Source organism: Salinirubellus salinus, from assembly GCF_025231485.1.
Classification (GTDB): domain Archaea; phylum Halobacteriota; class Halobacteria; order Halobacteriales; family Haloarculaceae; genus Salinirubellus; species Salinirubellus salinus.
On the sequence record NZ_CP104003.1, the window covers coordinates 2,865,937 to 2,885,052 of the forward strand.

Consider the following 19,116-nt stretch of genomic DNA (forward strand, 5'->3'; position numbering starts at 1 on the left):
GTCAGCTCTCCCCCTTCAGCGATCGATCGGCCTCCGCGAGGACCCTCTCGTCTTCGTCCGTCTCGGCGGACGTGTCCGCCTTCCTGCCAGTGTTGTCGGGGATCTCCGCGCCACGGTACACCTGATCCAACCCTCGCTCGTCGAGTGCGGCCGGCGGCCCTTCGAAGACGAGCTCACCGTCGTGGAGGCCGACGATACGATCGGCGTGCTCGATCGCGAGGTCGACCTCGTGGATGTTGATCAGCACCGGCACCTCGCGCTCGGCGGCGATGTCGGTCAACAGCCGCATCACCGTGTTCGACGTCTCGGGGTCGAGACTCGACGTCGGCTCGTCGACCAGCAGAATCTTGGGCTGTTGGATCACGGCCCGCGCGATGCCGACCCGCTGGCGCTGGCCGCCGGAGAGTTCGTCGACGCGTTTGTTCTCCATGTCGCCGAGGCCGACCCGCTCGAGGATCTCGTAGGCCCGCTCGATGTCCTCCGCCGGGAACGACCGGCGGAACGCCTTCCAGGCCGATACGTACCCCAGCCGGCCCGTGAGGACGTTCTCCATCACGGTCAGCCGCTCGACCAGGTTGTACTCCTGAAATATCATCCCGATGTCCCGGCGGGCCGACCGAAGCGCGTCGTCACCGAGGGACGTCAACTCCGTGTCGTCGAGGTGGACCTCGCCGCCGGTGGGCTCGGTCAACCGGTTGATACACCGGATGAACGTGCTCTTGCCGGCCCCGCTGGGACCGATCATGGCGACGGTCTCGCTCCCCTCGACGGACGTCGTGACGCCTTTCAGCGCCTCGTCGCCCGTCGGGTAGGTCTTCTGCAGGTCGGTTACCCGGAGCATCTACGATCCCAGCGCGCTCTCGGTGTACTCGACGCCGTTGTAGCCCTGGATGATCATGATGTCCTTGAATACCGTCCGGTAGTCGATCGGAACGAACTGGTCGTAGCCGGTTCGCTCCTGGAAGGCCGTCCCGGCGAAGTCAGACTCGAGGTACGCACGCTCGATTCCCGCCTGGATTTCGGGTTTGAGATTGTACCGGTAGGCAACCGGTCCGTTCGGGAACGGTGCCGACGCCCAGACGACTTTGAAGTCGTCGAAGCTCAGATCGCTCTGTGCCTCGACGGTGTCGACCATACAGGTCGAACAGATGGGGCCGGCGTCGTAGTCGCCAGCCGCGATGCCGCGGGTCGTGTTGCCGTGGCCGCCCGAGAAGTTGACCTCGTAGTCCTCCTCGGCAGTCACATCGAAGTACTGGTCGAACAGAGCCGACGGAGCCTGGTGGCCGGAGTTCGACGCGGGCTCGGAGTGGCCGACTGTCACCTCGTCACGGGCGAAGTCCTCGACGCTCTGGATGTCGTCGGCGTCGGCGCGCGTGGTCGCGAACAGCCGGTACCCGAAGAGCTTGTCGGGCGTGAGGCCGGCCGCGAACGGGACCGCCCCAGCCAAGTTGACGGCGAAGGCCGTCGTCCCGGTCGAGAAGTTCGCGATGTGGGCCCGTTCCGAGCGCATCGCCTCGACCGACGCCGCGTAGCTGTTGACCTTGCTGAACTCGACGGGCTTGCCAGTCTCCTCCTCGATGCGGTCGAAGACGGCCTGGAAGTCCTCCTCGAACCGACCCTGGACGTCCTCGCTCGGGCTCTCGGTGAACACGAGGGTGTCGGGGTCGAGCAGTTCGTCCTCGTTGTCGGGCGTCTCCCGGACCGGCTCACCGTGGGGAACCTCGTCGACCTCGCGGTTGCGCATGTTCTCGAGGTCGACCGTCGACCCGCGCTGGTAGTCCGCGTCGACCAGCGCCGACGACAGGTAGTTGTTCTCCTCCCAGGCCGGACTCGCCGGTTCGAAACTGCCCGAGTCCGCGAGCATCGGGTCACCGCTGGAACCGCCAGAGCCGCCCGAGCCGCCGGAACTGCCCGCCCCCGAGTCCCCGGAACTCAAGTTCCCCATACACCCGGCGAGTCCGGCCGCCAGTGCGGCCGCGGAACCCTTCAGAAACACACGCCGTCTGTTATCGCGTCCGTCGTCAGACATCACCTGAGTGGTAGGATTTCCACTTTAATATTCTGTCGAATATTATATATATTCGGCACAATATGTGTGTTTTACCGGATTTTTTCTCCGGTCCGTTGGTCACCCTCCTGTTGCCGGATTGTAGATATATAGGCATAGGCGCGGGTCGGGTGAGCCCTCTTCCCTATCGCAGCAAGCGGTTTCATCAAGGGCTTCCCTGCGTTGGGTATGGCCCGTCGCTCGCCCCTGGCTCGGCTCCGACAGCCGAACTACACCGGGGAGAACCGGTGTCTGCCCTGTACCGTCGTAAACCTCGTCCTCGTCGCCGTCGTGGCCGCCGCGGCCGGCCTGTTCGCACCCCTCGCCGGGCTCACCGTGGCGACGCTCGGGGCCGGGGCGGTCTGGCTGCGGGGGTACGTCGTCCCTGGGACCCCGGAGCTGACGAAACGATACCTCTCCTCGCGGGTGCTCGCGTGGTTCGGCAAGGCCCCGACGACCCCCACCGAGCCGCCCGAGGGCGACCCGGTCGAGAAGCTGGTCGCCCTCGGCGTGCTCGAGGACGACGAGACAGCCCTCGCCCCTGCGTTCGAGCGTCGGTGGCACGACACGTCCGCCGGAATCGCCGCGGACCCCGACCAGCTCCGGGCGACCGCCGGCGCAGTGCTCTCGGTCGACGCCGACGCGGTCGCCGTCGACCGCTCATCGGGGGGCGGCGTGACGCTCACCGTCAACGACGGGTGGACCGGCAGTTGGCCCTCCCGCGGGGCGCTAGCAGCCGACCTGGCGACCGAACGGCTCCTCGCCGACCGTGGGTTCGCCGAACTGGACCGGCTCGATAGAACCGACCTCGCCGCCCGGGTTCGGGGGCTGACTGAGCGCTGTCCAGTCTGTGACTCGCCTACCGACGTCACCGACGACACCGTGGAGTCCTGCTGTGGGTCGGCCGAGGTCGTCGCCGTCGCGTGTACGGGCTGTGGTACCCGGATGGCCGAGTTTGACCCCTCGCCGGCGGTGTTCGCCCCCGGGTCGTGAACAGAGCGGCGCGAAGCGGAGAGTACCGAGCGGTGGGGCGTCTCACATTCCCACCGGGTTTGCGAGGGATCGAGACTGTTGTCGGAAGCCCCATCGAGTCCGTCTGCGAGACTAGTCGTCGCGCCCTGGGACACCGCGCTGCCGTACGGTTCCCGCCGTGTGGCCAGACCAGTAAGTGCCCAAGATGCGCCATCCATGCAGCACGCTCGCAGGAACCTGCTCAGATTCTGGCAGTAACAGCGTGCGAGATAGAGAGGGTGTGTGCAGCACGGAGATGCTGTTCCCGTAATCTGACTGACACCGCGAGTGCAACGAAACCGTACAGACAATCAGTTCACGCTCTTCGACAACTCAGCCCCTGCTTTGAACTTCACATCGGCTGACGCACGCCCGGCGTTCACCAGATGCAGGGTCGGTACGTCCACCACGACGTGCGACAGCAGGACGCTGCCCACGTCCTCGCTTGTACGGCCGGGGCGCTTCCGAAGTAGTGCGTCAACCCCCTCGCGCCCACCCTCCGAGAGCATGTACCCGATGAACGTATGGAACGGAGCGGAGTATATCCGCGTCCCTTGACTGGCACGGGCATTCAATTGCTGTCTCGCCATCACATCCGCGAACCCGTCACCATCCGAATCCAGATCGTCGAGGTCAACGCCGACGATTTGTGCCGCGCTCTCCATCGTCAAGACGGTCACTGAACCCGTGTAGAGCGCCCCATCGTCGATCACCCAGCCGCCGCTATGGACGAGTTGGCCATCGCTCACTCCCCTGCTCACGTACAGCAACGCTGGGAACGGGTGTGGACATCCCTGCGGTTGCACCATCACCTGCGAGACCAGCAGTCGCCCCTGCGATCCGATTACCACCGGCACTCCGCCCCCACGTTCCCACTCGTCAAGCCTGTCTAATTCAGACGCCTCTCCCTCAGGCGGGACACCCAGTATCGGCGCTCCACCCTCTGCCTGCGGTGGGTTGTTCACGACCACGACCGTTCCGTCACTCCCACGGGCCGAGCGAAGCCCACCGACCGTCGCCGTCGGCCCCGATACCGCAGCCGACAGGTGCGGTGCCCCACACACGTCACCCGGGCGGGTGGCTTCGTCCGTATCGTCGCAGTCACCCGTCTCGTCTCCCGCCGCGGTCTCCGCGTTCCCCCACGCATAGACGTTGCCGTCGCCGGCAGTTCGACCCGTCATGTAGTCGATGAACCGCTGTGGGGTCGCCTCGTCTCTGAGACGCCCGTTCCCACCCGGCACCTCCGCGTCGGGGATGCACACGGTGAACCGCTCACCTGAGGTCGTTTCGCCATCCAGATAGCGGAACAACGCTGCCTGCTCTTCGGCACTGAACAACCCCGATGGGTCAAACCCGACTGGTGGAAGCAGGTAGTCTCCGACGATGATGTCGTCCCCGCCCGCACCGCTGAGACCGAACGCTCCCCATTGGCCGTCCTGAGCGTACTCCTGTGCCCGGCGAACGTCTGCCTCCCTGTCCGCGACGTTCGCCAGTGCCGCGACACAGGACTCCTCGGAGCAGCGTTCCAACTCGGCCCGCATCTCTGCCAGCACCGATTCCATCTCGTCTAACGCAGCGGTAATCTCCTTCTCAGTCTCCGGGTTTCGACCCGTTCGCGCACTTCGCTTCGAAATCGCCGTGATAGCCGTCGTCGTCGCCGCTTCGAGCTGTGCATCGAGCTGCGAGACACGCCGGAACGTCTCGTCGTCCTCGTCGATATCGTCGTCGAACAAGTCACTCGGCCGCGCAATACTCCGATTACTCCGGGGCGTGTTGTAGTCCTCACCGCGAACGTCGTCGTCGACGCCATCGGCATCTGAATCTCCATCGGGAGCCCGGATTGTCGACTTGTTACTCCGGGAGTTGTTGTAGTTCGCAGCGACGAGCGCGGTCGAGGTGACCCATCCCTCCAGTTCGACCTCGCTGGACAGTATTCCCGAGCCAGCCTCCAGTGTCGGGGTCAGCCGGCTCGTGTGTGGTTCGTCCGTCGTAGCCGAAACCCCGACTTCAGTCTCGTCGTCGTTCCAGTTATCGCCTGCTCCTGCGAACACCGCAGCGGGTGTCGCCGTCGTGTTCGTGACCGACGAGGCGACCCGATTCAAACACCCACTCAGCGCGCCGATTGCGACGGCACCGCTCGCTGTGAGTAGCGCCCGCCGACTCATGGTAGCACGTCGCACGCTGTCTGCGTGACTATCCCGTCTCCGTGGACTCATAATCGAACAGTAGAGGTAACACGTTAATATAAACCTGTTTATATTTACGGTATTCATATGAATTAGTGGTTGGCTGATTCGCGCTATGTATTCAGCAGCCGGTGGAGAGCGTGGCTGAATGCTGTCGGGAGCGTCGTGCGAGATAGAGAGGGTGTACACAGATAGCAACCCGCTGAGATTGCTCCAGTAAGACGAGCGTAATACCAGCGTATGGCTGAAGCAACTACGGGGGCAAACGGTGATGGCGAGATTGTCACGGTGAATTTCAGAGTCACACAGTCGTTTCTCGACGAGATAGACAGCACACGGCAGGGACGTGGGTTCAACAGCCGAAGCGAATTCATCCGCTACACCCTCCGAAACGCGACCGAATTCCCGGCTTTCGACCGCGATGAACTCATCGCTCTCCTCCAAGCAGAGGAGGATATCCGTGAAGGACGGACGGTGAGTGCCGACGAAGCCCGCGAGCAGTTCGGAACGGACAGGGATGAGTGAGGGGGACTGGACGTGGGAACTAACCCGTCATTGCGAGATGGGATCACCATCTGGGTCGACCACGGGTATGAATCTCGGACCATTGTCGATTAGGTCGTTCGGCACCATCTACCCGGTTATGGCAATCGTCGCAGAAATTCTACTCGCCGACCCCTCGTTGCCCCTGGTCGGCCTCGCGCAAGCGCTTCCGAGTCGTGAGATTTCGGTCGCCAACGCGGTTCGACTCGAAGACGGTCAGCATCTCGTTACTATCAGTGTCGATGATGAGTCGAAAGACGTCTTCGAGCGAGAACTGGACGCACAATCCGAGATCGTTCACGTCGAGACGATCGGAAAGACGACAGACGGGTGGTTCTACCAGGTGACTATCGACGGGGGATCTGAACTGTTCGATTCTCACGACCCGGCGGAAGTCGAGGGGACGCTGATCGAGGCCGCAATGACCGGCGAGGGACTGCGGGAACTGAAGGTGTTCTCGGACTACGAAGCGTTCAGTACGCTTCGAGACAGATGTAAGGTACACGGGATTCCGTTCGAACTGTTAAACATCGCGTCGGACCCCGAAAATCCTGGCGAGCGCGACCAGTTCGGACTCACGGACAAGCAGTACCGAGCACTTTCTATCGCACTTGATGGAGGGTATTATGACTCCCCGCGGGACATGTCGACCAAGGACCTCGCTGCAGAACTGGGCATCAGTGCCCCAGCCGCGTCAGACCTCCTCCGCCGTGCAGAACGGCAACTCATCAGTCAGACGCTCGGTCCGGAACAGTACTTAAACACACTTACTGATTAGTATCACTTTCTCCTCTCTGCTGGGCGTCTGTTACGGTGATGACGAACACTACGAACCGCGTTGCCATCATCACAGGCGCATCGTCTGGAATCGGCAAAGTGACGGCCGAAACCCTCGCCAAAGACGGACTCACAATCGTTCTCAGTGCCCGTCGCGCCGAGAAACTCGACGCACTCGCAGAGCGTATCGAATCGAATGGCGGCGATGCTCTCGTCGTTCCAGCGGATGTGACCGACGACGACGACCTCGTCTCGCTCGTCAAGACGGTCGAAGACGAGTTCGGGCGGATCGACGTACTCGTCAACGCTGCTGGGTTCGGTCTCTACGGCAGCGTCGAAGAGACGCTGATCGACGAGGCTCGCTACCAGTTCGACGTCAACGTGTTTGGCCTCGCCCGCCTCACCCAGCTCGTCATCCCCGTCATGCGCGAACAGCACAGTGGCACAATCATCAACATCAGTAGCATGGGCGGAAAGGTCTGGACGCCGATGGGTGCGTGGTATCACGCCACGAAACACGCGCTGGAGGGGTGGAGCGACTGTCTGCGCTACGAACTCGCACCCCATGGTATCGACGTTGTCGTCGTCGAACCCGGTGCTGTCAACACGGAATGGGGAGACATCATGGTGGACGGGTTACTCGAGCGCAGCGGGGACGGCCCCTACGCGGAGATGGCCCAGGACGTCGCTGACACGTCCCGTGAGAACAGTTCGGACGGGTCAGATCCCGAAGTCATCGCCACTGCAATCAGCAACGCCGTCCGTTCCGACGCTCCCAAGAACCGATATGTTGCAGGGAAATACGCCAGACCCATGATCGCCCTCCGGCGATTTGGCGGTGACCGCGTCTACGACCGTGTCGTCGACTACATGGTTTGAGAGAAAGGGGACACCGTGAGCGCTGTGACCGGTACGTACCCTGTATGCAGCAGCACCTAGACGACCTACCGAGGATCTGGCAGTAGTGGCGTGAGCGATAGCGAGTGTGTAGACAGCAGATATCCGGTCCACCAGTAAGTCCGGTAGCAAACTTTACCCAGTAGTATGTTCTACTCGACGGTATGACCACGTCGGTGAAGATGGACGACGATACGAAGTCCCGTCTTGAACGGTTACAGGCCGAGATTCGGCTACAGGCCGGGAGACGAGTGACGCAACAGGAGATTCTCGCACGACTCGTTGAGCATGCCATCGAGTCCAAGGCAGACCTCATCGACTCGTTCCGGGAGAAACGTGTCCCCCTTGCAGAATCCGAACGCGAGAGGTTCCACGATGGGATGGTCTCGTCCGGAGTCACGACGACCGAGGAAGACATCGACGACGTACTGTACGGATGAGTGTCTTCGTCGATACAGGCGTGTTCTTCGCGCACCACGATACGGATGCCGACCGGCACGACCAGGCCGTCAACGCCCTCGATAGACTGTTCGATGGGGAGTTCGGACAACCGTACACGAATGACTACGTTTTCGACGAGACTGTGACGCTCACGCGTGCTCGAACGGGCTCGTTCGATGCTGCGGACACTGTCGCCAGTCGCATCCTCGGCGAAGACCCGTTTCCTCGTGTCTTCGAGATGGTCCACGTCGAACCAGACGATGTTCGGGCGTCGCTGGAGACGTTTCGTCGCTACGAGGACCACGACCTCAGTTTCACTGACGCGTCGATCGTTACCTTGTGTGAGTCACGTGGTATTGACGCCGTGTTGAGTTTCGACACAGATTTTGACGGACTCGTTGACCGTATCGAACCAGGACGCTAAAGGGGTGATTCACACGGAGTGACCGGCGCAGCCCATACGGAAGCTATCAGAGATGGCGTACAACACTCAGAGTGTGTATGCAGCAGCGGACATCTTGTCGACACCGTCACGGCCTCCATGCGTGCCAGCACGCCCGATAGCAAGCTGGCGGTACAACTATGCCGAGCGCTGTTCTGCGCTCGGTTATGGGCACCAAGGAGTCGTTACTCGAACTGGAGCGCCAGTTGTGGAACGCCGACGAGGAGTTCTATCGGGACACGCTCTCGGAGGATGCCGTGATGGTGTTCCCAGAGCCCACCGGCATACTGGAACGGTCCGCCGTGCTGGAGGCACTGGGTGGAGCGGACAGGTGGCGATGTATCGAGTTCGACGACGAGCGGCTGGTCGAAGTCGACGATACCGTCGTTCAACTGGTCTATCGAGCGGTTGCAGAACGCAGTGGGGACGGGTCCGAATACACGGCGTTCATCACCACGACATATGTCCAGGCAGACGGGTCGTGGCGACTCAGCTCTCATCAACAGACGCCCATCGACGAGTGAGCCGCAGCCCGCCGTTGCTGCCCCAGACGCATCCTCTGTGCAGCACGGCTCTGGACAACTACCCGATAGCCGTCAGTAGTGATGTGCGAGATACAGAGGATGTGTTTAGCACTGCGAATCCGTGTATTCAGGCACGGAGTTCCGGACTACCTGTTAGGGAATTCCTGTGATTAATACAGCATCTTCCAAAAGCATATACACCGAGACACGATGCTGAACATATGCCCTCCCGCCGCAGCTACCTCGCTGGACTCGCCACTGCTGGAGTCGTGGGTCTTGTTGGCTGTGCCGACGAATCCGACCGGACGACTGGGACCGTATTCAGGAAAAGTGTTCGCGCTGCCGTTCCCTCCGGACAGGAGGATTCTAACTGGACGGGTATCGCGTCCATGAGCGGTGGTGTCCACGACCAGACAGCACTGATCGAGTACGACCCAATGTACGTGACCGTCGACATCGATGCCGTCGAGATGACGCTCACGGACGAACAGCAGGATCTGTTGGACCGCAACTTCAGAGATTTCGAGCTTTCGTTCACTGTTGTTCCTGACGGTGCCGATGGGGGACCGGTTCGACAGGCACGTCGACCCGATTTCAACGAAGTACATGTCGGTGGTGAGGCGACGGTGAGCGCGTTCACTGGCGACGATGGAGCGTACTATCACCGACTTCATGAAACTGGTCCACGGTCAGCAGAGCTTTCGATTTCTCAGCTCCGGACTGATGAGGCCGCACAATAGACCGCGGTCTGCATGTTTCACCTCGTTCGGTCGCTACACGACGAGCGACCATCGACCGACTCGCGCCCTCTATGCAGCACGACCACAGAGACCCCCCCAAGTCCTGTCAGGTGTGGCGTGCAACACTCAGAGGGTGTATGCAGCAGTTTGCCGCCCTTCGTTTCGTCTCCGAGTAAGCGAACTGGTCAGTAGAGACAGAGAGCGTATCTTCCGATCGAGTCTGTCTACTGGTGCTGTACGAGAGGGATACGGCTCGGTGAAGCAATCGACAGTTGGGCGATGTACCGAAGCAATAATGCCGAACACATCCAGGCGGTAGTGCTACTCCCGAGCGACCGCGCCGAGGCCGACGGCCCCGAGCTGGACTGCCCGACGCGGAGGCGGCCGTCGAAACGGCGGATCGAGTGGAGCCGGAGCGGGCGCTCATTTCGGCGGGCGCAGCCGGTAGTAGCGGCGGTTCAGTTCGAACATGTAGCCCTCGCGCATCGACTTGAACACCGCGTAGCTGATGAACCCGGCCACGAACGGCAGCAGGAACGTCAGGTCGAACAGCAGCTGTGGGGTGATGGGCACGAGATTCTTCGCGGAGTACGCGGCGATGGTGAACGCGAAGGTGACGCCGAAGACGCCGACGGCCGCCCAGAACGGCTGCTCGACGGGTCGCCGTGCGCTCCCCTTGTTGAGGAACGGGACGATGGCGATGGCCCCGACGACGGCGAGGTTGGCGATGACGCCGTACGTCCGGTCCGCCAGCAACTTCGAGCCGCCCAGCAGGGTGAGCTCGGGGTTGAGCGGGCCGAGCTTCAGTAGCCCGAACGACCAGTAGAGGTACCAGTCGGGGAGGATGATCGCGGGCGTCTGGTTCGGGTTGGCCGGTGCGCCGATGTGAGGTGGGAGCGCCGCCGCGAGGAAGACGAGGATGCCGACGAAGAAGCTCGTCAACGCGAGGTTGCGGACCATCTCGTGGGGCCACGCCGGGAACGCGAGCACGTCGCGTTCCACGTAGTCGGACTCCATCCGCAGGTCCTGGTCCTCGCGTCGCGCCCGCTCGAAGTACTCGTAGGTCAGCCGGGGGAGCCCCTGTGCGCGCTCCTTGCGCTCGCGCCACGTGGGCGTCTCGCCGTCCGGCGCGACGATACCCGCGCCGTCGGCCCGCGGTTCGCCGTCGTCGGTCTGTCCGTCGGTGTCGTCCGTCTCGGTGTCGTCGGTCATTCGTTGGAGGGGAGGGATGGTCTCGGTCGATGCAGGTCCGGTACGGTGGGCGTTCGGTCGGGGCGACAGCGAGCCACGACGGTATCATCCCGGGGCCACCAGTTGGGCGGGGACACGCGCTCCGGGTGCGGTGGACGGGACTTCCGTCGGCGATCAGTCCGCTGTCACGACCCGACGTACGGGGGGCGGGGAGAACGCCCTGATGGAGGTCATCCACACCTCTTTAAGTCGGCCACGTGGCTAGGTGGGACGATGCGGTACCTGACGCTCCGCATGGTCCCCCGAGATGGCGACGGATTCCACCCCCTCGGACGGCGGTTGGCCGAGGAACCGTCCCTGCAGCGCGAGGCGGTCCACCACTTCGAACACCTCGACGACGGGACCGTCCTGTTGCTCGCGGAGGGGAGCGGCGACCGCGACCGCTACGAGGAGATCATGTCCTCCGAGCCCACCGTCCGCGACTACATGGTCTCGGGCGAGGACCGCTGGATGGCGGTCAGTCAGTTCGAGTCGAACGGGACCCTCCGGGAGATCCTCGAGTGGCAGCGGCGCGAGGACATCGTCGTCGAGACGCCGTTGCGGTTCCAGCAGGACGGGAGCCAGCAGATGACGGTCATCGGCGACGACGCGTCGTTCCGGGCGCTGTACGAGGAGGCGACATCGCTGGATTCGTTCGACATCGAGGTCGTCGAGACCGGCGAGTACACCCCGGATGCCGACCAACTGGCACGGACGCTCACCACCCGTCAACAGGAGATCCTGTCCGCGGCGGTCGAACTCGGCTACTACCGGGAGCCACGCGAGGCGACACACGAGGACGTCGCCACGGCACTCGACCTGTCGTCGTCCGCCGTCGGCACGCACCTGCGCCGAATCGAGGAACGCGTGTTCGGCGCGTTGGCCGGGTGAGGCTCGCCCCGGTCGACTGCCGAGACCTCGGGGCACTCGTTGCCCTCCTCGCGATCGTCGGCTACACTGTGTTCGACTGGCGGTTCGGAGAGACTGGCGGAACCATCCCCTTTGTGCTCGGGGGCAGCCGTAGCTATTCTCGCGGTTGGGTGGACGCTCTATCAGCGGCTCTCGTCGAGTTGAACACCGCTCCCTCTCCGCGCATCTCTCCTGCAAAGTACAGCCCCTGTATCACGCACGCCGCTACCGAGAGTCCTTCAGCAGTGCTCTCGGTGGTTGGTGGATACTCTGCCCGAACTGAGCGCCGGTCGCTAGTGCCAGTCCCCGCTGGTGAGACTCCGATCACAACTCGTACAGTAGTACGGGGCCGATGGACCGGCCATCGGCGTTGAGATCACTGCTCGCTGTGCGCAGTACGGGCACCACTGGTCGAACTGACCCATCATCCCCACCAGACCGAGGTGGGCGGGTCGCTGTCCCCCGTGTTCGTCTCCGAGTACTGCCGTCGAACAGCCCGGTGGTCGATGACGAGGGAGAGCATCCGGTCGATGCTCGCCACTGGTTTTCCATTTGCCGTCTGTTGGAGGGCACTGCGGAACGATGCGGCGGCCGTGTCGTGAGGGTATGTGTTCTCCATCGAGACACCGCTGGAGGTGCGCCAGCGATGGGAAACCACAAAGCAGTGGCAGATTCACTACTGAGAGGTTCGTTTGCGCGGGCGTACAACCCAGAGTTCCAAGCCCACTTACACTTATCGTCCGTTCCGAGTCGCTATCGCCCGTAGTTTATGTTCACCCAGCATCATTATTGTCAGCGCCGCGTAGACGTCCGAACGTGCCCGCGAACGAGCGTTCGATGGTTCGACGGGTCCTGTACGGGCGTCGCGACGAGCGCCTCCGAGCGACGTGGCCGGTGCTGGTATCGTTCGCCGTGTTCCTCGGCACGCTCGTCGGCGCCTCCACGTTGCTCCGGGGGGTGCCGTTTCCCGAGGTGTTCGTCAACGCCGGCACCACGTTGGCCGTGTTCCTCGCCGTGGCCGTCCTGCTGTTCGTGGGGACACGGGCCGTCGAGCGGCGGTCAGTGGCTGGCTACGGGCTCGCACTCGACCGCCGCTGGTGGCGTGCTCGTCGGGTTCCTGTTCCAAGGACTCGTCACGGCGCTCCTGTTCGCGTTCGGGTCGGCGCGGCTGGTGGACACGCTCTCGCCGGGCATCGGCGACGGACCGGTGACCGTGGCGGTGGCCCTCGGGGCGACGGTGTCCGCGTTGCTCGCCGTGGCGCTCTGGGAGGGGTTGCTGTTCCGGGGAGCCCTCGTGCAGAACACACTGGAGGACCTGGCCGCCCGCGGGGTCGAGCGACGTACCGCCGTCGGCGTCGCGCTCGTCGGCAGCGCACTCGTGTTCGGTCTCCCGCACGCGACCGCTACTGGCGAGGGGGCGTCGGTCGGCTTCGCCGTCTTCCAGGCGGTAGTCGCGGGCCTGTACTTCGGTCTCGCGTACCTGCTGACGGACAGCCTCGCGTTCCCCATCGGGCTCCACCTCTCGACGAACCTCCGGGTCGCGTCCGTGTTCGGCCAGCCGGACAGCGCCTTCCCGGCGCTCCTGCGTCTTGAGCGCGACCTCCAGACCACCCCGGAGGGCGTCGTGATCGTGCTCGGCCCGGGGCTCGTGCTCGTCGGACTCGTGGTCGGCTGGGTGCGACTCACCCGCGACGAACTCGCGGTCGCCGACTCGCTCTCACGGCCACCGGGCCGGACCCCGGACGAGACGGCCGCCGACTGACCTGCTCGCACCGCCGTACCCTAGACGGTACGAGCAGGAGTCGCGCAGACGCCGCCAGTTCCAGTCGAAGCCGTGCCGTCTCCCGTCCGTCCGGGTACGTGTGGGACGGGCGAGACGCGTGTACCTGACTACTCCTCCACGCTATCGACCGCCAGCAGGTCGTCGATGGTGACGACGTCCCGGTCGGTATCGACGGTGGCGGCCACGCGATTCCCCGGTGTCACCTGTTCGAGCTGGCCGAGCGTGACTCGGTAGCCGTAGCTGTTCCCCTTCGGAACCTCGTTGTGGGGGTCGTCGTTGTACAGAGTCAGGACGACCACTCCGTACGGGTCGTCGTAGCCGTCTTGAATGCGTTCGACGGTCTCGGAATCGAGTTCCATCGCCCCGTCCCCGGAGAGATCGACGACGGCCGTGTCGTAGGCGACCGTACGAACCTCCAGATCGGTCGGTGCAGAATCGACCACGGAGGAGTCGGTGGGGGTGGTCTCGGCCACCTTCCGGTTCGTGCCGTCTCGGACGCCGCGGACGAGTGTCGACTCTACCCCACCGACGATCTGGTAGGGTGCGTCACGTGGCACGAGTGCCGAACAGCCAGCGACCGCCGTGGTACCGAGCACGGCCAAGACGCCACGCCGGGTGGCTGATGGGCGGGGATCGCTCGTCGTGGAGAGCGGAGCGGTCATCGTCGATCACACCGTCGGAGAGGAGAACACAAAGTGACGCTGGAGGCCCAAAGGCTGATTTGTGCTTTCAACATCATTTTGTGGCCCTCGAGCGTCGCTGCTCGTATGAGTGATACGGAGTCCGCTGTTGCTGTACCGAACGTCGCAGACGACCCCGTCGTCGCCGGTGCGCTGCTCGGGCTGGCCCTCGGGGTGCTCGAGCGGTTCCTCGTCCACTTCGAACTGACGACGCTCGCCGTCGGGTTCGTGGTCGTCGGTGCCGTCCTCGCGGGGTTCGGCGACCGCTCGTCGGCCGATGTCGGGCGGGCGTTGACCGCCGTCGGTGCGGCGAGCTTCGTCGCCTTCCAGGCGCTCAGCCTGGTTTTCGGGTGAACTCCGTGGCGGTCCCAGATGGCGAGACGGTGACGCTCCTCCGGTCGATCCGCCGCTGGCTCCTCGTCCTCGTCTCACTCTTCGGCGTCCTGCTCGTGGCGCTCGCGGCGGTGGGCTACGAGGTCAGCGGTGCAACCGACGGGGCGCTCTACGCTGTGATTGGACTGGCTGGGGGACTCGTCGCGCTCGTCGCCGGTCTCCGGGCGCTGACGACCTTGGCCGCCGGTGTGTCGCCCGAGGCCGCGGACGAGTCGACGCCCGCCGAGTGAACCGTTCTCGGACACCACCGCGACTCGTGTCACCCTCACCGGCTACCGGTGCCGTGTGAGAGGGGCTCGCACAAACCGACGTTTCAGCGTAACGACCACTTATGCTGGCAGACCATCACGATTCCGACGACTCATGTCGACGAACAGGACACAGTCGACGGCCCGATCGACCGCTGCCCTCCGGCGCGTCGTCGGCGCTCCGTTCCGAGGACAGACGTACCGCAACCTGCTGTACCTCGCACTGGCGTTCCCGCTCGGTCTCGGCTACTTCGTCGGGCTGGTGACCGGCGCCGCACTCGGTGTCGGCCTCCTGATCACGCTGGTCGGCCTCCCCGTTCTGCTTGTGACGCTGAGCGCGACGACGTTCGCGGCCAGCCTCGAGGCGTGGCTCGCGACCAGGCTGGGTGGCGTCGAGGCGTCGGTGCCGGCCATCCTCCGTGAGAGCACGCTCGAGGGAGGACTCGTCCTGCCGGGTGACGGATTCCTCGATGCCGTCCGCCACCTCCTGACCGCCTCCTCGACGTGGACGAGCGTGGTGCTCGTCCTGTCGAAGTTCGCGTTCGGCATCGTCTCGTTCGTCGCGCTGGTGACCAGCGTGGCGGTCACGGCGACGATGGTGGCGGCCCCGCTGGTCTACGACAGCGCGACGGTGAACCTCGGGCTGACGGGTGAGGCGGGCATCGACGCCTACAGCGTCGGACCGTGGGTGGTCGACACGCTCCCCGAGGCGCTTGTCGTCGCGGCCGGTGGCCTCGTCCTCGTCGTGCTGGCGCTGAACCTCCTGAACCTGCTGGCACAGATGCAGGCGCGATACACCGCCGCCCTGCTGCGTGTCGACGCCGAGGTGACCGAGTGACCGTGTCCTCGCTCGGTCTCCGAGTGCAGCTGTTCGGCGTCGTGCTCGTGCTCGTCGGGGCCTCCCGCGACCTCCAGATGGCGGTGTGGGGCTACTCACAGGGGAGTCCGAGCCTCGGGAGCCTGCTCGTCGTCGCTGGCCTCCTCGCGGCCGGGGGCGGACTCGTCGGGCCAGCGCTCACCGCAGGGGGTGCGTGAGCGGCCGTGACGCGAACCGACTCGTCGCCCGACGACCGCTCGGGCGACAGGACGGGAGCGGCGGCTCGTCTCGAGGTGGACTCTCTCACCAAACGATACGGCGAGGTGACCGCCGTCGATGGACTGAGCCTCCGGGTCGAGGCCGGCGAGGTGTTCGGCTTCCTCGGTCCGAACGGGGCCGGCAAGTCGACGACCATCGACGTCCTGCTCGACTTCGTCCGACCGACCAGCGGGTCCGTGCGCGTCTGCGGCCACGACCCACAGACCGCTCCTCGTGCGGTGCGCCGTCGGGTCGGTGTGCTCCCGGAGGCGACCGGTTACTACGAGCGGGCCAGCGCCCGTGAGCACCTCCGGTTCGCTGCCGACATGAAAGGCGCCGACCACACCCCAGAGCAGACGCTCGAACGGGTCGGACTCACCGACGCGGCCGACCGACCGGTCGGTGGGTTCTCGAAGGGGATGCGCCAGCGCATCGGGCTCGCGATGGCGCTGGTCGGCCAGCCGGACCTGCTCGTGCTCGACGAACCACTCGCGGGACTCGACCCTGCGGGTGCTCGCCGCGTCCGGACGCTGGTTCGCGAGGAGCGCGACCGGGGTGCGGCTGTGCTGCTCTCCAGTCACATCACCGAGCAGGTCGAGACGCTCTGTGACCGCGTCGGTATTCTCTCTGGTGGCGACCTCGCAGTGGTCGACACCGTCGTCGGCCTCCGCGAGCGACTGGACGCCGACCGCTCGGTCGTCCTGACGCTCGCCGAGCGCCCAGCCAGCCTCGCGATCGAGTCGCTCGACGGCGTCTCCGGCGTAAGCGAGCGCGAGGCCGGTGTCCGGGTGACCTGCCGCGACCCGACCGCCGCCGGGCCTGTCGTCGCACAGCTGGACGCGGCGGGTGCGACCCTTCTGGACATGAACAGCCGTGGGGGGTCGCTGGAGCATCTCTTCCTGACGCTGACCGACGACGAACGAGAGGCCACGGGGAGACCGGCGACGGCCCGGGAGGCCGGCCGATGAGCCGAGAGAGTCGGTCTCTCGGGGTCGCCCGGCGTGACCTCGCCGAGGCCCGACGGAGTCGACTGTTCTGGGGCGCGTTCGGCCTGATATTCCTGCTGGTCGTGCCGTCGTTCTGGTCGATGGTCGGGAGCCTCCACACCGTCGAGAACGCGGCCCCGGCAGCCGTCCGCGCGGTCGGACGCATCCCCGGCTACCTCTCGACGTACCTGTTCGTTCTCGTGGCGGCACTGGCGTACGCCGCGGTGGCGAGCGAGCGCGAGTCCGGCAGCGTCCGCCTGCTGCTGAGCCTCTCGGCCACGAGGTGGGACGTGCTGGTCGGGAAGCTCCTCGCCCGCGGCGTCCTGTTGACAGTGGTGGTCGGCGCTCTGCTGGCGCTCCTCGGTAGCCTCGTCGCGTTCGGCCGTGGAACGCTGCCCGTCGTCGGATTCGCCGTGGTCGCCGGCTGGGTCGTCGTCTACGCGCTCTGCTGGACGGCGTTCGCAGCCGGGCTGTCGGCCGCGTTCGACTCGCAGTACCGCGCGCTGGCCGCCGTCGCCGGCACCTACGTCGTGTTGGCCTGGAACGCCCCGGTCTGGAAGGCGGTGCTGGAGCCTGGACTGCGGGCGGTACTTCCGGCGGCTCTCCACGGATACGTGCCCGCGCTCAACCCCACACTGTCACTCGGCGTCGTCGGCCAGTGGCTGCTGGCCGCTACGACGCCGGCGACGAGCGAGGCCGGAGTCGGGCCCGTGATCGTCTCTCTCGGGGGTATCGTGTTCGTGGCCGTGGTCGGCCCGGTCGTCGGGTACCGACTGTTCCGGGGTGCCGACCTCGGCTAACGCCGCGCTGCTGCGGCCCAGCCGAGCGGCGCGGCGAACGTTCCTCCAGCCGGGAGACGGCGACGGTGGGGGATAGTCTCTCGCCGGAGAGCCCTCCAGTCCGTGGGCGCGCTACTCGTGAGGGCCGGCACGGGATGTCTTGGCCAGTTCGGCCCGGCGTCGGAGCGGGTTCGCCGACGACGGCAGATCGGCGGGGAGCCTCACCTCGCCGACGGCGCACTGTACGCGACGGGTCGGCAGGGGGAGTTACGGGGAGTGCTCTGGCAGTACTGTTGCCGCATTCGACTACTAGCAGATGCTCGGTGGCTCGTCGAGGCTCTGTTGCATAGAGGGCGCGTATTCATCCGCCTGCACCTTCCGCATAGCGACACCGTAACTCCCGGAATAACGCATATATGGCCTGGTTCGAAGGTATCCGTATGTCCCCGACTCGTCGACAGTTCCTCCTTGCGAGCACTGGTTGGCTCACCGCGTGTGCCGGCTGTTCGGCACTCTCCGACCCGCAGCAGTCGCTTGTAATCGCGGTCAACAACTACAGCGATGTCCCTCGTCAGGGATTCGTGTACATCGAACGCGACGGCACGGAACTGGTCCGCCAGTACGTGGAGGTCGGTCCCGCCGGAGGGGACGGATGGACGACAGTTGAAACACGGGTCAACCTCGGTGAGATCCCCAACGGAGCCCGTCTCGGCGTGACAGCGTCGTTCGACGATGGGTTAGAGACCGACGGCTCGATCACGTTGGATTGTGCCAGTCAGTCCCTCGGCGATATCGTGTACGTTCAGCTCGATGCGGAGCTCGATCTGTATCTAAACGAGGCGTGTTACGACGAGTTTCCCTCGGACGAAGCCCGACAGGGGGGTATCAATCGATCGTAACCAGAGGTGTACGCGCGCTGCCTCTCATCGCTCAGTCCACCTCCCGGAGAGAAGGTGCGGGGGTGACGACTTGCTGGATACATCCTCCGTGTGCAGCACTCAGTTCCAATCGAGATCTGAGAGTTTCAACAGAGCCCGGTTGCCCGAAGACGGCCCAAAGGGGCATCTCCCGAAGGACAGGGAGGTACACGGCGAGGGTCGTCACGAGAACGGCGAGTGCCGATAGGTCGGCCGCGAGCCTCCGCACGGGGGAAAGAGCAGCTACAGCCGCTGGTGGTCCATCCCCGTTCGAAGCAACCGTTGCTGAGAAAGGTCAGTGTCAGGCCGCCGAACATGCGACCGCCATCAGCGGCTGGAACCTGACACGTTCGTACCGATACGCTCGCGAACAGAACTATATTCCCCAGTGACACATAGGCCGTGTGCCAACTACCGACCGCGAAGCGGGCCACCGCCTCGACCGACGGCTGGGCGACAGAGGACCTTTCGAACGTACTGTTCCCGTAACCAGTTTTTTCCCATGGCT

General features: G+C 64.6%; 23 protein-coding genes. 17 read left to right on the forward strand and 6 right to left on the reverse strand.

What is annotated here, in order from left to right; genetic code table 11:
- Position 1: 1 nt before the first annotated feature.
- Entirely contained in the window at positions 2–841 is an 840-nt protein-coding gene (gene phnC, locus N0B31_RS15085) for a phosphonate ABC transporter ATP-binding protein (RefSeq protein WP_260592452.1), read from the reverse strand.
- Entirely contained in the window at positions 842–1,864 is a 1,023-nt protein-coding gene (gene phnD, locus N0B31_RS15090) for a phosphate/phosphite/phosphonate ABC transporter substrate-binding protein (protein WP_260592453.1), read from the reverse strand.
- Between the two features lie 372 nt (positions 1,865–2,236).
- Between phnD and N0B31_RS15095 the strand changes: the two genes are divergently transcribed.
- Complete coding sequence (locus N0B31_RS15095; protein ID WP_260592454.1) at positions 2,237–3,040, forward strand: DUF8054 domain-containing protein; 804 nt, start codon at positions 2,237–2,239, stop codon at positions 3,038–3,040.
- Between the two features lie 329 nt (positions 3,041–3,369).
- Here the strand turns inward: N0B31_RS15095 and N0B31_RS15100 are convergent, their stop codons facing one another.
- Positions 3,370–5,223: a hypothetical protein gene (locus tag N0B31_RS15100; RefSeq protein ID WP_260592455.1), complete on the reverse strand. Its 1,854-nt coding sequence runs from the start codon at positions 5,221–5,223 to the stop codon at positions 3,370–3,372.
- 261 nt (positions 5,224–5,484) lie between these two features.
- Here N0B31_RS15100 and N0B31_RS15105 point away from each other — a divergent pair, with 261 nt between their 5' ends.
- The 7 genes from N0B31_RS15105 (at position 5,485) to N0B31_RS15135 (ending at position 9,608) form a co-directional block, all read left to right on the forward strand.
- Complete coding sequence (locus N0B31_RS15105) at positions 5,485–5,769, forward strand: ribbon-helix-helix domain-containing protein (RefSeq protein WP_260592456.1); 285 nt, start codon at positions 5,485–5,487, stop codon at positions 5,767–5,769.
- 118 nt (positions 5,770–5,887) lie between these two features.
- Positions 5,888–6,565 (forward strand): helix-turn-helix domain-containing protein, encoded by a 678-nt coding sequence (locus N0B31_RS15110; RefSeq protein WP_260592457.1) that lies wholly within the window; start codon positions 5,888–5,890, stop codon positions 6,563–6,565.
- 38 nt (positions 6,566–6,603) lie between these two features.
- Positions 6,604–7,443, forward strand: coding sequence for an oxidoreductase (locus N0B31_RS15115; protein WP_260592458.1), 840 nt, complete (start codon positions 6,604–6,606; stop codon positions 7,441–7,443).
- Between the two features lie 182 nt (positions 7,444–7,625).
- Positions 7,626–7,901 (forward strand): hypothetical protein, encoded by a 276-nt coding sequence (locus N0B31_RS15120; protein WP_260592459.1) that lies wholly within the window; start codon positions 7,626–7,628, stop codon positions 7,899–7,901.
- Complete coding sequence (locus tag N0B31_RS15125; protein WP_260592460.1) at positions 7,898–8,326, forward strand: type II toxin-antitoxin system VapC family toxin; 429 nt, start codon at positions 7,898–7,900, stop codon at positions 8,324–8,326. Before N0B31_RS15120 ends, N0B31_RS15125 begins: the two co-directional genes overlap by 4 nt.
- 185 nt (positions 8,327–8,511) lie before the next feature.
- On the forward strand, positions 8,512–8,868 hold the full coding sequence (locus N0B31_RS15130) for a nuclear transport factor 2 family protein (RefSeq protein WP_260592461.1): 357 nt from the start codon (positions 8,512–8,514) through the stop codon (positions 8,866–8,868).
- Between the two features lie 221 nt (positions 8,869–9,089).
- On the forward strand, positions 9,090–9,608 hold the full coding sequence (locus N0B31_RS15135; RefSeq protein WP_260592462.1) for a hypothetical protein: 519 nt from the start codon (positions 9,090–9,092) through the stop codon (positions 9,606–9,608).
- Positions 9,609–10,031: 423 nt separating this feature from the next.
- On the opposite strand, the gene N0B31_RS15140 is transcribed toward N0B31_RS15135, so the two are convergent.
- Positions 10,032–10,820, reverse strand: coding sequence for a cytochrome b family protein (locus N0B31_RS15140; RefSeq protein WP_260592463.1), 789 nt, complete (start codon positions 10,818–10,820; stop codon positions 10,032–10,034).
- Positions 10,821–11,072: 252 nt separating this feature from the next.
- Here N0B31_RS15140 and N0B31_RS15145 point away from each other — a divergent pair, with 252 nt between their 5' ends.
- The gene (locus N0B31_RS15145) at positions 11,073–11,729 is read left to right on the forward strand and encodes a helix-turn-helix domain-containing protein (protein ID WP_260592464.1); all 657 of its coding nucleotides are present in this window, start codon (positions 11,073–11,075) and stop codon (positions 11,727–11,729) included.
- Between the two features lie 442 nt (positions 11,730–12,171).
- Here N0B31_RS15145 and N0B31_RS15150 read toward each other — a convergent pair whose 3' ends face one another.
- The gene (locus N0B31_RS15150; RefSeq protein ID WP_260592465.1) at positions 12,172–12,366 is read right to left on the reverse strand and encodes a hypothetical protein; all 195 of its coding nucleotides are present in this window, start codon (positions 12,364–12,366) and stop codon (positions 12,172–12,174) included.
- 483 nt (positions 12,367–12,849) lie between these two features.
- Here N0B31_RS15150 and N0B31_RS15155 point away from each other — a divergent pair, with 483 nt between their 5' ends.
- Positions 12,850–13,509: a CPBP family intramembrane glutamic endopeptidase gene (locus N0B31_RS15155; RefSeq protein ID WP_260592466.1), complete on the forward strand. Its 660-nt coding sequence runs from the start codon at positions 12,850–12,852 to the stop codon at positions 13,507–13,509.
- A gap of 128 nt (positions 13,510–13,637) precedes the next feature.
- Here N0B31_RS15155 and N0B31_RS15160 read toward each other — a convergent pair whose 3' ends face one another.
- Positions 13,638–14,126, reverse strand: coding sequence for a hypothetical protein (locus N0B31_RS15160; RefSeq protein ID WP_260592467.1), 489 nt, complete (start codon positions 14,124–14,126; stop codon positions 13,638–13,640).
- Positions 14,127–14,297: 171 nt separating this feature from the next.
- On the opposite strand from N0B31_RS15160, the gene N0B31_RS15165 reads away from it, so the two are divergent.
- The 7 genes from N0B31_RS15165 (at position 14,298) to N0B31_RS15195 (ending at position 18,590) form a co-directional block, all read left to right on the forward strand.
- On the forward strand, positions 14,298–14,564 hold the full coding sequence (locus N0B31_RS15165) for a hypothetical protein (RefSeq protein WP_260592468.1): 267 nt from the start codon (positions 14,298–14,300) through the stop codon (positions 14,562–14,564).
- A 5-nt stretch (positions 14,565–14,569) separates the two neighbouring features.
- Positions 14,570–14,833 carry a hypothetical protein gene (locus N0B31_RS15170; RefSeq protein ID WP_260592469.1) on the forward strand — a complete coding sequence of 88 codons (264 nt, stop codon included), beginning with the start codon at positions 14,570–14,572 and terminating at the stop codon, positions 14,831–14,833.
- Positions 14,834–14,966: 133 nt separating this feature from the next.
- Positions 14,967–15,689 carry a sensor domain-containing protein gene (locus N0B31_RS15175; RefSeq protein WP_260592470.1) on the forward strand — a complete coding sequence of 241 codons (723 nt, stop codon included), beginning with the start codon at positions 14,967–14,969 and terminating at the stop codon, positions 15,687–15,689.
- Entirely contained in the window at positions 15,686–15,886 is a 201-nt protein-coding gene (locus N0B31_RS15180; RefSeq protein WP_260592471.1) for a hypothetical protein, read from the forward strand. Before N0B31_RS15175 ends, N0B31_RS15180 begins: the two co-directional genes overlap by 4 nt.
- 6 nt (positions 15,887–15,892) lie before the next feature.
- A complete protein-coding gene (locus tag N0B31_RS15185; protein ID WP_260592472.1) occupies positions 15,893–16,894 on the forward strand; it encodes an ABC transporter ATP-binding protein in 1,002 nt (333 codons plus the stop codon).
- Positions 16,891–17,712, forward strand: coding sequence for an ABC transporter permease (locus tag N0B31_RS15190; RefSeq protein WP_260592473.1), 822 nt, complete (start codon positions 16,891–16,893; stop codon positions 17,710–17,712). Before N0B31_RS15185 ends, N0B31_RS15190 begins: the two co-directional genes overlap by 4 nt.
- Positions 17,713–18,131: 419 nt before the next feature.
- A complete protein-coding gene (locus N0B31_RS15195; RefSeq protein WP_260592474.1) occupies positions 18,132–18,590 on the forward strand; it encodes a hypothetical protein in 459 nt (152 codons plus the stop codon).
- Positions 18,591–19,116 lie beyond the last annotated feature (526 nt).

Excerpts from the sequence above, each read along its gene's own strand:
- N0B31_RS15120 (WP_260592459.1), top strand. The coding sequence starts at position 7,626 with ATGACCACGTCGGTGAAGATGGACGACGATACGAAGTCCCGTCTTGAA.
- N0B31_RS15175 (WP_260592470.1), top strand. The coding sequence starts at position 14,967 with ATGTCGACGAACAGGACACAGTCGACGGCCCGATCGACCGCTGCCCTC.
- N0B31_RS15165 (WP_260592468.1), top strand. The coding sequence starts at position 14,298 with ATGAGTGATACGGAGTCCGCTGTTGCTGTACCGAACGTCGCAGACGAC.
- N0B31_RS15100 (WP_260592455.1), bottom strand. The coding sequence starts at position 5,223 with ATGAGTCGGCGGGCGCTACTCACAGCGAGCGGTGCCGTCGCAATCGGC.
- N0B31_RS15105 (WP_260592456.1), top strand. The coding sequence starts at position 5,485 with ATGGCTGAAGCAACTACGGGGGCAAACGGTGATGGCGAGATTGTCACG.
- N0B31_RS15140 (WP_260592463.1), bottom strand. The coding sequence starts at position 10,820 with ATGACCGACGACACCGAGACGGACGACACCGACGGACAGACCGACGAC.
- phnC (WP_260592452.1), bottom strand. The coding sequence starts at position 841 with ATGCTCCGGGTAACCGACCTGCAGAAGACCTACCCGACGGGCGACGAG.
- N0B31_RS15150 (WP_260592465.1), bottom strand. The coding sequence starts at position 12,366 with ATGGAGAACACATACCCTCACGACACGGCCGCCGCATCGTTCCGCAGT.
- N0B31_RS15125 (WP_260592460.1), top strand. The coding sequence starts at position 7,898 with ATGAGTGTCTTCGTCGATACAGGCGTGTTCTTCGCGCACCACGATACG.
- N0B31_RS15195 (WP_260592474.1), top strand. The coding sequence starts at position 18,132 with ATGTCCCCGACTCGTCGACAGTTCCTCCTTGCGAGCACTGGTTGGCTC.
- N0B31_RS15145 (WP_260592464.1), top strand. The coding sequence starts at position 11,073 with ATGCGGTACCTGACGCTCCGCATGGTCCCCCGAGATGGCGACGGATTC.
- N0B31_RS15115 (WP_260592458.1), top strand. The coding sequence starts at position 6,604 with ATGACGAACACTACGAACCGCGTTGCCATCATCACAGGCGCATCGTCT.
- N0B31_RS15095 (WP_260592454.1), top strand. The coding sequence starts at position 2,237 with ATGGCCCGTCGCTCGCCCCTGGCTCGGCTCCGACAGCCGAACTACACC.
- N0B31_RS15135 (WP_260592462.1), top strand. The coding sequence starts at position 9,090 with ATGCCCTCCCGCCGCAGCTACCTCGCTGGACTCGCCACTGCTGGAGTC.
- phnD (WP_260592453.1), bottom strand. The coding sequence starts at position 1,864 with ATGCTCGCGGACTCGGGCAGTTTCGAACCGGCGAGTCCGGCCTGGGAG.
- N0B31_RS15130 (WP_260592461.1), top strand. The coding sequence starts at position 8,512 with ATGGGCACCAAGGAGTCGTTACTCGAACTGGAGCGCCAGTTGTGGAAC.
- N0B31_RS15190 (WP_260592473.1), top strand. The coding sequence starts at position 16,891 with ATGAGCCGAGAGAGTCGGTCTCTCGGGGTCGCCCGGCGTGACCTCGCC.
- N0B31_RS15110 (WP_260592457.1), top strand. The coding sequence starts at position 5,888 with ATGGCAATCGTCGCAGAAATTCTACTCGCCGACCCCTCGTTGCCCCTG.